Genomic DNA, 13,201 nt, shown 5'->3' with positions numbered 1-13,201 from the left:
GACCACCAGTGACGTGCCGCCTCCCGAGTCGCCTGGGAGGACCCGTGCTGCCCGACCGTCCCACCGTGCCACCCGTCACCACCCGGCTCTCCCGACGGCGCCTCCTGGCGGTGTCCGCACTGGCCACGGTGGCGGTGCCACTGGCGTCCACCGTACGGCCGGCGCCGGCCCTCGGCGACGACACCGTCGCCGACGACAAGGCCTACCAGCTCGCGTTCACCGCGATGCTCGACGCCGACCGCACCGTGCGGCGCCACGCCGCACCCGGCCGGGAGGTGCTGTACCGACCCCGGCAGGTGCTCACCGCCCCGGCCGACGCCCAGCGCGTCGCCGCCTGGCTCAGAGCCAGCGGCAACCCGGTGACGTTCGGCGTCGGCTTCGGCGGTGTCGCCCGGCTGGTCTTCGCCGCGGAGGCCGACATCCCCGCGCTCGTGACGAAGCTGCGCGACCCCCGACAGTGGCCCGGAGCGCCGGTGCCGCTGGTCCAACCGCACCACGTGCTGCTCGGCCTCGGCAACATCATGGGTAATCCGGGCGGGCCGCCCCGCGCTCTCGCCGCACTGCCACCGCCGGATCCGGGCCGGCAGTCCGAGGGGGCGGGGGTGACGGTCGGCATCTGCGACACCGGCATCTGCCGGCAGGCCGGCAACCGGCACCCGCAGTGGCTGGGCGGCACGTACCTCCCGGAGGTCGACGACGAGGACCCGCTCTACGTGCACACCGACGTGCTCGCCCCGCAGGGCGGGCACGGCACGTTCGTCGCCGGGGTGGTGCGGCAGGCCGCACCGGGCGTACGCCTCGATCCCGAGGCGGCGCTGGCGCCCACCGGAGTCGGGGACGAGTCGATGCTGGTGGCCGCCCTGAGTCGGCTCTCGGGCGAGGTGTCGGTGGTGAACCTCTCGCTGGGCGGCTTCACCCTCGACGACCAACCCTCGCTGCCACTGGCCAACGCGGTGGCCGCGATGCCCCCGACGACGGCGGTGGTGGCGGCGGCCGGCAACGCCGGTGTCGCCCGTCCGGTGTGGCCGGCCGCGCTGGACCGGGTCCTGGCGGTCGGGGCCGTCGAGACGGACACCGCGGGTGTGGTCGTCCCGGCGGACTACAGCGGCCGGGGGGCGTGGGTCGACGCCTGCGCCCTCGGCCGGCGGGACAGCACGTACGTCGAGGGGCGGCTGCCGCTGCCCGGACGACCGACCCGGCTGTTCCACAGGTACGCCACCTGGGCCGGTACGTCGTTCGCCACGGCACATGTCTCGGGTCGACTCGCCGCCCTGATGACCGGGGCGGGACTGAGTGCCGACGCGGCCCGGCTGGCCCTGCTCGCGGCACCGCGCTGGCACCCCGACTACGGCGTGCTCGTCGGATGAGCGGCAGGGCGGCGTGGTGACCGATCCGAGCGTGCGGGCCCTGGTGTCCGCCGCGGCAGACGGGGACGAGTCGGCCTGGACCGAGCTGGTGCGCCGGTACACCCCGCTGGTGTACTCGGTGATCCGGTCGCACGACCTGAGCGGCGCCGACGCGGCCGATGTCAACCAGACCGTGTGGCTGCGCCTGGTGGAGCACCTGGAGCAGGTACGCGAGCCGCAGGCGCTGGCGGCCTGGTTGGCCGTCACGACCCGACGGGAGTGCTACCGGATGTCGCGTCTCGTCCGGCGGACCCAACCCGTCGACCCCTCCGACGGTTCGCTCGACGCCTACCACGGGACGTGGGCCGACGTCGCGCCGCCGGAGGAGGACCTGTTACGGGCGGAACGGCGGCAGGCGCTGCGGGAGGGTTTCGCCCAACTGCCCTCCCGGTGCCAGGAACTGCTCTCGCTGCTGATGGCCGAGCCGCCGCCGAGCTACCGGCAGGTCTCCGAGCGGTTGGGCGTACCGGTCGGCAGCATCGGACCGACCCAGGCCCGCTGCCTGCGGCGACTGCGCGACTGCGCGGTGCTGGCCCCGTACCTGGGACTGCGGCCGGACACCGGACGGCAGGGGGGTGACCGCGATGGAGCCGTGGCCGCCGGTCGATGACGGCAGGTTGGCGGCGGAACTGGTCGCCGCGCTCTGGGACTCCGAGGGAGTGCCCGAGGAGCATCTGACGGCGGCGCGGGCGGCGTTCGCCCGGCGGCGGACGGACGCCGAGGTGACCCTGGCCGAGCTGACCTTCGACTCGGTGCTCGAACCGGAGTCGGCCGGGCTCACCCGCTCCTCCGGTTCGGCGCGGAGCCTCTGCTTCCGGGGTGACGGGATGGTGCTGGAGATCGAGGTCAGCGACGCCGGCATCGTCGGTCAGGTCTCGCCGGCCGGTCGTGGTCGGGTCAGCGCCCGGACCGTGGGCGGAGTCTACGACGAGGCGACGGTCGACGCGGTGGGTCTCTTCTCGCTCGGGGTGCCGCCGACCGGGCCGGTGCAGCTGCGTGCGTACACCGGCGAACACGTGGTGGCGACCGACTGGGTCTGCCTGCGCTGACGCCACGAGGGTCGTGAGCCCCCTCCGACCCACGACCCTCGCTGCGGTGCGAGCTACCGCTTGACAGTGCTGATCAGATACTGCACACCACCGAGGTCGGTCGACCGGGCGCCGCTGCTGTCCGGGCCGAACTGGGTGACGGTGAAGGAGATCTCCCGCTGGCTGTCGGCCGTGGCCGAGAAGAGCAGCGAGAACTCCGCGCGCTCACCGGGGTTCAGCGCCAGGTTGCCCAGGCTGGCCCTGGTGGGCTCGACGATCTCCACCTGCGTCCGGCCGACGGCGCGGACACCCGTGCCGACCGCGCCCCCGGCCCGCCAGCGCTCGAAGAGTTCCGGGCCGAGATCGACGACGACCCGACCGCCGATCGCCTGGAGCGGCTCGGCCGCCGCGAAGACGACCTCGTTCCTGGACGGTACGGTCAGCGAGTTGCCGATGGCGAACGGCCGGACGGCCGGCGATCCGCCCACGGCGAGCTGGACCGAGTCGACGTTGCGCCACGCGATGTTGTTGTTGTGCCGGGTGTTCGTGCTGATGTCCGGGCCCTCGAAGGTCATCGGGTCGGTCGCGGACACCCAGCGGGCGAGCAGGCAGAAGTGCCCCGGCCCGGGGACTCCGGTCCAGGGGATGGTGACCGTGGTGACCCCGGCGAAGGAGACCACGTTGGCCGCGCCGATCTGGGTCCAGTGGGTCGGCCAGACCGCGCCGCCGCCCGGCGTGGTCCGATAGACGCGAAGCACGCCGTTGCTGGTGCCCGAGCCGTACGGGCCGGGGTTGCGCAGCTTGATGAAGAGGTAGTTGGTGACGCCGACGATCGGGTTCTGGCTGACGGCGCACTCGATCGCGGTGGGGCAGACCTTGATGTCGGGGCTGGCCCAGAGCGGGTTCAGCGCGTGCGGCTCGCCTCCGACGTCGGCGGTGGTGTCCTTGATGTAGACGTCGGTCCGGGCGGCTGCGGCGGCGGCCGGGACCGCCTCGACCGGCACCGCGGCGGCGGCGGTGACGGCCAGCAGACCGGTCAGCATCGCGGCGGTGAGCCCGACCACCGTGGCGCGGCGGACCCGTCTTCCTGCACTGCTCATGACAGGTTCTCCTATCGAAGGAGCGTGCGCCGGTCACGGTGGGTGTCCGTACCGTTTCGGCGCGATGACGTTCTTCAGGAGCCGGTAACCGAGCCGGTGATACCTGTCGTCAGATGGTGCGAGGACGGGCGAATGCCCCGCCGGGCGGCGTCAGGCGGGGAACGGGCGGCAGGAGGCGCGGACCACGAGTTCGGTGGGGAGTCGGATGTGGGAGTCGCGCTCCACACCGGCGATCAGGTCGACGAGCAGCCGCAGCGCCTCGGCGCCCATCCGCTGGATCGGTTGCATGATGGTGGTCAGGGGCGGGTTGGTCAGCGCCGACTCCGGGACGTTGTCGAAGCCGATCACGGAGACGTCGTCGGGTACCGACAGGCCCATGCTCTGCGCCACGTCGATGGTCGAGATGGCGGAGAGGTCGTTGCCGGCGAAGACCGCGGTCGGCCGGTCGGGGAGGGCGAGCAGTTCGGCGGCGGTGCCGGCGGCGCTCTCGATCCGGAACCCACCGACGCGGACGAGCCGTTCGTCCACGGTCACGCCCGCGTCGGCCATGGCCTGCCGGAAGCCCGCCTCGCGCAGGCGGGACGACTCCAGGTCGGCGCGGCCGGAGATGTGCCCGATGCGGCGGTGGCCGAGCGAGAGCAGGTAGTTGGTGGCGAGCACGGCACCGGCGAAGTTGTCGGAGTCGACGGTGGGCAGGCCGGACGGCCCGGTGTGCGGGTCGACGGCCACCACGTGGAAGCCCTGCTTGGTCTCCACCACCGTGGGGGTGACGATCACGGCGCCGTCGATGAGCGTCCCGGAGAGCCGGGCCAGGGAGCGTCGTTCCCAGCCGACGGCGGCACCGGCCACGTCACCGCTGGAGTACGCCAGCAACTGGTAACCGGTGCCGGTGACCTCCGACGAGGCGCCCTTGAGCAACTCGGTGGAGAACGGTTCGAACTCGGCCACCAGAATCCCCAGCACGTTCGTACGGTGGCTGCGCAGGCTCTGCGCGCCGAGGCTGGCCTCGTAGCCGAGTTGGTGGATGACCTGCTGAACCCGCTCCACGGTCGCCTGCGCCACGCCGTACCGGCCATTCACCACCTTGGATACAGTCGCGACCGAGACGCCGGCCGCTCGGGCCACGTCCGACATGTTGACACGCTGCGGGAACGCCACGCCGACGATGATAGAGGGCTCGACGAGCGCTGCCGACGGCGAGTCGAAAACGTTATCGACACCGATTGACACTGAGTTACACGGCTGTAAAACTCGCCGGCAGGCCGAGCACCGCGACTGATACGTCGAGGAGATACCGATGGCTTTGAAGCGCCGCGTAACCACCGCCATAGCGCTGTCCATCACCACCGCACTGCTTGCCGCCGGATGTGGCGGCGGGGGTGAGTCCGAAGCTCCGGAGAGTGAGCTGTTCAAGAACCCGGTGACCCTGACCTGGTGGCACAACGCCTCCCAGGACGGGCCCGGCAAGACCTACTGGGAGAAGGTCGCCGCCGACTTCACCGCGCTCCACCCCACGGTCACGATCGAGATCGAGGGGATCGAGACCAACCAGCTCCAACGCACCCGGCTGCCCGCCGCGCTGCTGAGCAACGACCCGCCGGACATCTTCCAGGCGTGGGGCGGCGGCGAGATCCGCGAGCAGGTCGAGGCCGACTACCTCAAGGACATCACCGAGCAGGCGAAGTCCGAGGTCGACAACATCGGTAGCGCCGCCGAGATCTGGCAGGTGGACGGCAAGCAGTACGGTCTGCCGTACCGGATGGGCATCGAGGGCGTCTGGTACAACAAGGACATGTTCGAGCGGGCCGGCATCGCCGCCCCGCCGACCACGTTCGAGGAGCTCAACGACGCGGTCACCAAGCTCAAGGCGATCAACGTGATCCCGATCGCGCTGGGCGCCGGTGACAAGTGGCCCGCCGCGCACTGGTGGTACAACTTCGCCCTGCGCGCCTGCTCGGTGGACACGCTGAAGAAGGCCAGCGCCGAGACGGTCTTCGACGACCCGTGCTTCGTGAAGGCCGGCCAGGACCTCAAGGCCTTCATCGACACCAAGCCGTTCCAGGACAACTTCATCGCCACCCCGGGTCAGAACGACCCGACCAGCGCCAACGGTCTGCTCGCCAACGGCAAGGCCGCCATGGAGCTGATGGGCGACTGGAACAAGGGCTCGCTGGAGACGGTGACCAACGACAAGGAGGCGCTCGACAAGTTCATCGGTTGGTTCCCGGTGCCGGCGATCTCCGGCTCCGCCGGTGACCCGAAGGCGGCGCTCGGCGGTGGCGACGGTTTCGCCTGCGCCAAGAACGCCCCGGGCGAGTGCGTCGAGTTCCTCAAGTACATCGTCAGCCCCGAGGTGCAGAAGGGCTACGCGCAGACCGGCACCGGCCTGCCCGTCGCCAAGGGTGCCGAGGACGGCGTCCAGGACCCGGCCCTGCGCTCCATCCTGGAGGCGACCACCGGTGCGACCTACGTGCAGCTCTGGCTGGACACCGCGTTCGGCAGCACCGTCGGTAACGCGATGAACGACGCGATCGTCGCCATCTTCGCCGGCAACGGGACTCCCGAGCAGGTCGTCGAGGCGATGAAGGCGGCCGCGCGCAAGTGACCGCCACCAACCCCACCACACTGGACCCTGCCGGCGGTGCCTCCGCGCCGCCGGCGGGGCTCCGGCCCGTCCGGCGCCCCTCGAAGGACCGGGCCGCCGAGACCCGACGCAAGTGGTACGAGATCATCGGTCTCACCACCCCGGCGATCGTCGTCTACGTGACGTTCGTCCTCGTACCGATGGGCTTCGCGCTCTACTACAGCCTCTTCCGCTGGCGTGGAGTCGGACCGCCCACCGAGTACATCGGGTTCGACAACTACGTCATGGCGTTCCAGGACCCGATCTTCCTCGACGCGTTGCGCAACAACGCCATCATCGTCTTCGGCTCGCTGCTGTTGCAGGGCCCGGTCGCCCTCGGCGTGGCCCTGCTGCTCAACCGGCACTTCCGGGGCCGCACCCTGTTCCGCCTGCTGGCCTTCGTGCCGTACGTGCTGGCCGAGGTCACGGTCGGCATCATGTGGAAGCTGATCCTGACCCCGAACGGCAGCCTGGACGCGCTGCTCCAGTCGATCGGGCTGGGCGGCCTGGTGCAGGCCTGGCTGGCCGACCTGGACATCGTCATCTGGACGCTGCTGTTCGTGCTCACCTGGAAGTACGTCGGCTTCGCCATCATCCTGCTGCTCGCCGGCCTGTCCAACGTGCCGCAGGAGCTGAACGAGGCCGCCGCCATCGACGGCGCGAGCTGGTGGCAGATCCAACGGCACGTCACCCTGCCGCTGCTCGGCCCCACCATCCGGATCTGGATGTTCCTGTCGATGATCGGCTCGTTGCAGGTCTTCGACGTGATCTGGGTGACCTCGGTGCCCGCCGTCCGCTCGCTCGGGGCCTCCGCCACCATGGCCACCTACATGGTGGACAACGGGTTCTTCGCCCGGCTGTGGGGGTACGGCAACGCGGTGGCGGTGATCCTCTTCGTCATCTCGTTCGTCGCGGCACTGCTGTTCCAGCGGTTCCTGCTGCGCCGTGACATCCAGGGTGCCACGACCGGAAGGGCGAACTGACGTGACCGCCAACGCCACCCTGTCCCCGTCCCGCCGGCGTCGCCCGGTGTCGTGGGGCAATCCCCTCACCTACGGGCTGGCCCTCGCGGTCGCGGCGGTGTCGATCGTCCCGGTGCTGTACGTCATCATCGGAGGCTTCCGCACCACCCCGCAGATCGTCGCGAACCCGGCCGGTCTGCCCGACCCGTGGGTCTTCGACAACTACGCCCGGGTGCTGACCCAGAGCGGCTTCTGGACGCAGGCGTTCAACAGCGCCGTGATCGCGCTGGGCACCACGCTCGGCGTCGTCCTGCTCGGGGTCTGCGCCGCGTTCGTGCTGGCCCGCTACACCTTCCGTGGCCGTGAGGTGCTCTACACCTTCTTCACGCTCGGCCTGCTCTTCCCGGCCGGCGCGGCGATCCTGCCGCTCTACCTCATGCTGCGGGACATGAACCTGATCAACTCCTACTTCGCGGTGATGCTGCCGCAGATCGCCTTCGCGCTACCGTTGACGATCGTGATCCTGCGGCCGTTCCTCTCCGCGATCCCGCGCGAACTGGAGGACGCCGCCGCGATCGACGGCACCGGCCGGCTCGGGTTCCTCTGGCGCATCATGCTCCCGCTGTCGCGGCCCGCCCTCGTCACCGTCGGGATCCTCGCGTTCGTGGCGAGCTGGAACGCCTTCCTCCTGCCGCTGCTCGTCCTCGGTGACGCCAGCCTGCACACCCTGCCGTTGGGCGTGCAGAACTTCTCCAGTCAGTACACCTCGGACACGGCCGGAATCCTCGCCTTCACCTCGCTGGCAATGCTGCCGGCACTACTTTTCTTCACGTTCGCCGAAAAGCAGATCGTCGGTGGCCTGCAGGGCGCGGTCAAGGGCTGAGCGGCGCGGCCGGACGAGAGCCGACGCGACGCCAGCACAACACAAAGGGGAAAGCACAGCATGACTGAGGTCCACGGCGTGGTCGGCGCACCGGTCCCGGCACAACCGGGTCCGGGCCACGACCGGCACGACCGGTCCGACCGGCCGGACGGCGAGGCACGGGTCCGTGAGCTGCTCGGGCGGATGACCATCGAGGAGAAGGTCGCCCAGCTCGTCGGCTTCTGGGAGAAGGAGGACGGCGAGACGGTCGCGCCCTTGCAGGGCGAGTTCGCCGACGTCGGCAAGCTGGAGACCTTCTCCCGGCACGGGCTCGGGCACCTCACCCGGGCGTACGGCACCCGGCCGGTCGACGCCGAGGCCCGCGCGTCCTGGTTGTGGAAGTTCCAGTCCGACCTGGTGACCGGCACCCGGCTCGGCATCCCGGCGATCGTCCACGAGGAGTGCCTCACCGGGCTCTCCGCGTGGAAGGCGGCGACCTACCCCACCCCGCTGGCGTGGGGCGCCGCCTGCGATCCGGAACTCGTCACCGAGATGGCCGAGGCGATCGGGGCGTCCATGCGGGCGCTCGGCATCCACCAGGGGCTCTCCCCGGTGCTCGACGTGATCCGTGACCCCCGCTGGGGGCGGGTCGACGAGTGCATCGCCGAGGACCCCTACCTCGTCGGCACGCTCGGCACGTCGTACGTGCGGGGACTCCAGGCACAGGGGGTGCTGGCCACGCTCAAGCACTTCGCCGGCTACTCGGCCTCCCGCGCCGGGCGCAACTTCGCCCCGGTGCACGCCGGTCCCCGGGAACTCGCCGACGTGCTGCTGCCGCCGTTCGAGATGGCGATCCTGGACGGCGACGCGCGGTCGGTCATGCACTCGTACGCGGAGATCGACGGCGTACCGGTGGCGGCCGACCCGACCATGCTGACCGGGATCCTGCGGGACCGGTGGGGCTTCGACGGGACGGTGGTCGCCGACTACTTCGGCGTGGCCTTCCTGAACCTGCTGCACCACGTCGCGGCCGACAACGCCGACGCGGCGGTGCAGGCGCTGACCGCCGGCGTCGACATCGAACTGCCGACCGGCGACGCCTACCTGACGGTGGCCGAGTCGGTGCGGTCGGGCCGGCTCGACGAGGCGGTCGTGGACCGGGCGGTGCTGCGGGTCCTGCGCCAGAAGGAGGCGCTCGGGCTGCTCGACGCCACCTTCGACGACGAGCCGCAGCCGGTCGACCTCGACTCGCCGGAGCACCGGTCCATCGCCCGCCGGCTCGCCGAGAAGTCCGTCGTCCTCGTCGCCAACCAGGGCGTACTCCCGCTGCCGGCCGGGCGGCGGGTGGCGGTGGTCGGGCCGAACGCGGACCGGGAGGGTGCGCTGTTCGGCTGCTATTCCTTCCTCAACCACGTGCTGGTCCAGCACCCCGACGTGGAGACCGGCATCGAGGTGCCGACTGTCCTCGCGGCGGCCCGGGCCGAGTTCGGCACCGACCTGGTGAGCTGGGCGCGGGGCTGCGACGTGGACTCCGAGGACCGGTCCGGCTTCGACGAGGCGGTGGCCACCGCCGCCGCGGCGGACGTGGCGGTCCTGGTGGTCGGCGACCACGCGGGACTGTTCGGGCGCGGCACCGTCGGCGAGGGGTGCGACCGGGAGGACCTGGAGCTGCCGGGTGTCCAGCGGGAGCTGGCCGAGGCGGTGCTGGCGACCGGTACGCCGGTGGTGCTGGTGCTGCTCACCGGTCGGCCGTACGTGCTCGGCTGGGCGATGGACCGCTGCGCGGCCGTGGTGCAGGCGTTCTTCCCCGGTGAGGAGGGGGCGGGCGCGATCGTCGGGGTGCTCTCCGGCCGGGTCAACCCGTCGGGGCGGCTGCCGGTCAGCTTGCCCGGATCGGCCGGGGCGCAGCCGTTCTCGTACCTGCACCCCACCCTCGGCGAGGGCAGCGAGGTGACCAACCTGCCGGCGACCCCGGTGGCCTCGTTCGGTCACGGCCTGTCCTACACCACCTTCGAGTACGCCGACCTGACCGTCCCCGCCACCGTGCCGACCGACGGGGCGCTGCCGGTGACCGTCCGGCTCACCAACACCGGTGCGGTGGCCGGCGACGAGGTGGTCCAGCTCTACGGTCGTGACCTGGTCGGCTCGGTGACGCGGCCGGTGGCCCAGTTGCTCGGCTACCGCCGGGTGCACCTGGAGCCGGGCCAGTCGGTCACGGTCGAGTTGACGGTGCCCACCACCCGCCTGGCCTTCTCCGACCGCAGCCTCACCCGCGTGGTGGAGCCCGGCGACGTCGACCTCTGGGTGGGCAGCAGTGTGCGGCGGGACGCCGAGGGGCGTACCACGCTCGTCGGTGACACCGCCGTGGTGACCAACGCGTCGCCGCGCTGGACCACCACCGACGTGCGCTGACGTCTGTCACCGGTGATCCCGGTACGCCGCCCGGCAAGGGGGCGTACCGGGATCTCGGCGTCTATCGGCCGCGTGTCGCGCCCCGGCGGGCGGCGGTGGTCGGCTTCGCGCCCGGCCGGGGTGCGAGCGACCGGGCCGGGGGTGTGGCGCGGGCCGGGGTGGCCGTGGCTCCCGCCTTCGGCGTGCCGCTGGTCGGCGGCGGGTACTTCCGGAGGACCCAGGTCTGCTGGGCGAGGGAGAACAGGTTCGTGGTCACCCAGTAGATGATCACGCCGATCGGGAAGATCAGACCCGAGACGAGCAGCGAGAACGGGATGCCGTAGAGCATCAGCCGCTGCACCGTCCGCTGCTGCGGGTCCTCGGCCCAGCCGGTCCGCAGGATCATCTGCCGGCTGCTCAGATAGGTCGTGGCGATCATCGTGACGATCAGGATCGCGGCGACGATCCGGACGGTCGTGCCGTCCGCGCCGAGCAGCGACAGCTCCTGCGCACCGGACCGGAGGCTGGCCGCGATCGGCGCGCCGAACAACGTCGCCGACGAGGCGCTGTCGAACTGGGTGACCGTCCAGCCGTACAGCGTCTTCATGTGCTCCGGCATGGTCGGCTTGAGATGACGCAGCACGTGGAACAGGCCCAGGAAGACCGGGATCTGCACCAGCATCGGGAGGAAGGCCGTCAGCGGGTTGGCCTTCTCCGTGCGATAGAGCTCCAGCAGCTCCTTCTGCATGGTCTCGCGGTCGTCCTTGTGCCTCTCCTGGATCTCCTTGACGCGTGGCTGGAGCGCCTGCATCGCGCGCTGCGACTTGATCTGCCGGACGTAGACCGGGAACAGCACACCCCGGACGGTCAGCACCAGGAAGACGATGCCCAGCACCCAGGCCCAGTCGGTGCCGAGCGCGGCGGCGTCGCCGAAGAGCATCTGCCAGGCGCCGTGCCAGAAGAGCAGGATGCCCGAGATGGCACCGTAGACGACGGCCATCATCGGGCTGAACAGGGCGCTCACCGGAGGGCTCCGGCAGCGTACGGTGAACGGGAAACGGATGAATCGGACATGCGGGTACCCCTCGGAACACGACGACGACTGGTGACGGGCGGAACGAGTCAGCAGCGGTCGCCGAGGAGCGGCAGGTGGAGCGAGCGACGGTGAGCGCTCAGGCGACCGCGAGGGTCGCGGTCGATGCCCGGGGGCGGGCCCGGCCGGCGGCGTCCGGATCGCGGTGCCGGGGCACGCCCGTGCGCCCGGCCCGTTCCCGGAGCAACCGTCGGGTGATCCGCAGGTCGGGGACGGTGACCACCCGATGGACCAGGTTCGCGGCGGCGAGCACGGCGGCGAGCAGCACACCGGTCGCCGCGGCCGTGCCGGACAGCATGCTGGAAGCACCCACGTCGGCGAGTACGCCGACGAGGTACCAGATCATGCCGAGCCCGATCACGGCACCACCCTATCCGCCCCGCGCACCCAGGTCTGCGTCATCAGAATCGGCCGCCCCCGTGAAACCGGCACCTAGCGGTCGGGATCGGGCTCGGCGCGCAGGGCGGCGGTGGCCCGCAGCGCCTTCACGATCGCCGGGATCGCGCCGATCAGCAGCACCAGCGCCCAGACGATCCCGATGATCGCGAAGAGCAGCGCGCCCAGATCGTCCAGGATGCTCACCAGGATCACCGGCACCAGATTGTGCAGGAACTCCAGCAGCACCGTGCAGAGCAGGCTGGTCAGGATCAGCAGCACCAGGCCCTTGTTCTGGAGGAACTTCGGCTGGGCCAGCACCAGCAGACCGGCCCAGGCGAGCTTGAGCAGCAGCACCAGGCCGAGCAGCACGGCCGCGTCGCCGACCGGGAAGAATCCCCACAACGCCAGGTACGCCAGCGTGCCGAACGGCGGAGCCAGGAACAACGACACCATGACCATCAGCTCGACGAAGGCGACGATCAGCGCCACGAACGCCACGATGACCAGGACGATCGAGAAGATCAGGGTGGCGACGCCCTGCACCCGACCGTGGATCCGTTCGGGCAGCACCAACCCCAGACAGAACAGCCCGGTGGTCCAGAGCGCCGCCGCGTCGACGAGCACCAGATAGCCGGTGCCCCGGCCGGACGGCTCGCCGACCCCGCTCACGTCACCGACCTCGACCCCGAGGTCACCGGCGCTGTCGGTCAGCGCCGCACCGGCGTCGCCGCCGCCCAGCAGCAGCCCGGCACCCAGCTCGACGCCCACCGCCAGCACCAGCGCCAGCATCGCCAACAGCAGGAACGGCTTGCGCAGCGCGCCCATCCCGGCCTCCCGCCTCAGTCCCGCGCGATCGTGACCGGACAGCCGCCGGAGCAGCTCACCCGTACCGTGGTGGCCCGGTCCACGGCGATCCGGGCCACCGCGCCGGTGCCGTCGTCGGCCGGCGTGACGTCGTCCTCGACGGTGAACTCGGCGTCCCCCGGGGCCGGCGCCTCGACGGTGAACGCCTCCGGGCTGCGCAGGATCAGCGTGCGCAACCCACCCGGGTCGGCCACCCGCAGCGCACAGTCGCCGGTGACGGCCAGCACCCCGGGCGCCTCGGCACAGTCCGCGTCGACGGTGGCCGGGTCCACCGCCGACGTCCCGCCGGCCCGCCCCAGCAGGTCGACCAACCCACTGCGCGCCGACGGATCCCCCCGCCCCCCGCTGCCCACTCCCACCGCCACCACGAACAACACCACCAGCAGCACCCCGAGCGCCCCCAACAACACCTTCTGCCGCCCACTCACCACTGCACCTCGCTCTCGTCGCACGTCGTCTCGTCGCGTTGATCAAGAGGTTTGCGTCGGGAAGAG

General features: G+C 71.2%; 13 protein-coding genes. 7 read left to right on the top strand and 6 right to left on the bottom strand.

All coding sequences use genetic code 11. The features are described from left to right. Positions 1 to 44: 44 nt before the first annotated feature. The 3 genes from HUT12_RS20845 to HUT12_RS20835 are packed head-to-tail and all read left to right on the top strand — an operon-like array spanning position 45 to position 2,455. Complete coding sequence (locus tag HUT12_RS20845; protein ID WP_254876905.1) at positions 45 to 1,367, top strand: S8/S53 family peptidase; 1,323 nt, start codon at positions 45 to 47, stop codon at positions 1,365 to 1,367. A gap of 16 nt (positions 1,368 to 1,383) precedes the next feature. After that, positions 1,384 to 2,016 (top strand): RNA polymerase sigma factor, encoded by a 633-nt coding sequence (locus HUT12_RS20840; protein ID WP_176094437.1) that lies wholly within the window; start codon positions 1,384 to 1,386, stop codon positions 2,014 to 2,016. Then, a complete protein-coding gene (locus tag HUT12_RS20835) occupies positions 1,991 to 2,455 on the top strand; it encodes a hypothetical protein (RefSeq protein ID WP_176094436.1) in 465 nt (154 codons plus the stop codon). The genes HUT12_RS20840 and HUT12_RS20835 overlap by 26 nt, the downstream gene beginning before the upstream one ends. A 53-nt stretch (positions 2,456 to 2,508) precedes the next feature. Here the strand turns inward: HUT12_RS20835 and HUT12_RS20830 are convergent, their stop codons facing one another. Then, a complete protein-coding gene (locus HUT12_RS20830) occupies positions 2,509 to 3,534 on the bottom strand; it encodes a hypothetical protein (protein ID WP_176094435.1) in 1,026 nt (341 codons plus the stop codon). A 150-nt stretch (positions 3,535 to 3,684) separates the two neighbouring features. Then, positions 3,685 to 4,692 (bottom strand): LacI family DNA-binding transcriptional regulator, encoded by a 1,008-nt coding sequence (locus HUT12_RS20825; RefSeq protein WP_131054782.1) that lies wholly within the window; start codon positions 4,690 to 4,692, stop codon positions 3,685 to 3,687. A gap of 139 nt (positions 4,693 to 4,831) precedes the next feature. Between HUT12_RS20825 and HUT12_RS20820 the strand changes: the two genes are divergently transcribed. Genes HUT12_RS20820 through HUT12_RS20805 form a run of 4 tightly spaced genes read left to right on the top strand, consistent with a single transcriptional unit; the run spans position 4,832 to position 10,393 of the window. Further along, on the top strand, positions 4,832 to 6,139 hold the full coding sequence (locus HUT12_RS20820) for an extracellular solute-binding protein (protein ID WP_176094434.1): 1,308 nt from the start codon (positions 4,832 to 4,834) through the stop codon (positions 6,137 to 6,139). Further along, positions 6,136 to 7,140 (top strand): carbohydrate ABC transporter permease, encoded by a 1,005-nt coding sequence (locus HUT12_RS20815; RefSeq protein WP_131054784.1) that lies wholly within the window; start codon positions 6,136 to 6,138, stop codon positions 7,138 to 7,140. Before HUT12_RS20820 ends, HUT12_RS20815 begins: the two co-directional genes overlap by 4 nt. Position 7,141: 1 nt before the next feature. Beyond that, complete coding sequence (locus tag HUT12_RS20810; protein WP_131054785.1) at positions 7,142 to 8,002, top strand: carbohydrate ABC transporter permease; 861 nt, start codon at positions 7,142 to 7,144, stop codon at positions 8,000 to 8,002. 60 nt (positions 8,003 to 8,062) lie between these two features. Then, entirely contained in the window at positions 8,063 to 10,393 is a 2,331-nt protein-coding gene (locus HUT12_RS20805; protein ID WP_176094433.1) for a beta-glucosidase, read from the top strand. A gap of 61 nt (positions 10,394 to 10,454) precedes the next feature. On the opposite strand, the gene yidC is transcribed toward HUT12_RS20805, so the two are convergent. From yidC to HUT12_RS20785, 4 genes are all read right to left on the bottom strand, one after another. Further along, positions 10,455 to 11,372 carry a membrane protein insertase YidC gene (gene yidC / locus HUT12_RS20800; RefSeq protein ID WP_176095889.1) on the bottom strand — a complete coding sequence of 306 codons (918 nt, stop codon included), beginning with the start codon at positions 11,370 to 11,372 and terminating at the stop codon, positions 10,455 to 10,457. A 172-nt stretch (positions 11,373 to 11,544) separates the two neighbouring features. Further along, the gene (locus HUT12_RS20795; protein ID WP_176094432.1) at positions 11,545 to 11,826 is read right to left on the bottom strand and encodes a DUF6412 domain-containing protein; all 282 of its coding nucleotides are present in this window, start codon (positions 11,824 to 11,826) and stop codon (positions 11,545 to 11,547) included. Between the two features lie 71 nt (positions 11,827 to 11,897). Beyond that, complete coding sequence (locus tag HUT12_RS20790) at positions 11,898 to 12,668, bottom strand: hypothetical protein (RefSeq protein ID WP_176094431.1); 771 nt, start codon at positions 12,666 to 12,668, stop codon at positions 11,898 to 11,900. 14 nt (positions 12,669 to 12,682) lie between these two features. Next, positions 12,683 to 13,135: a hypothetical protein gene (locus tag HUT12_RS20785; protein ID WP_176094430.1), complete on the bottom strand. Its 453-nt coding sequence runs from the start codon at positions 13,133 to 13,135 to the stop codon at positions 12,683 to 12,685. Positions 13,136 to 13,201: the final 66 nt, after the last annotated feature.

The organism is Verrucosispora sp. NA02020, from assembly GCF_013364215.1.
GTDB lineage: Bacteria > Actinomycetota > Actinomycetes > Mycobacteriales > Micromonosporaceae > Micromonospora.
The sequence above is the reverse complement of the archived record's forward strand: the minus strand, read 5'-3'. Positions and strand labels throughout refer to the sequence as shown.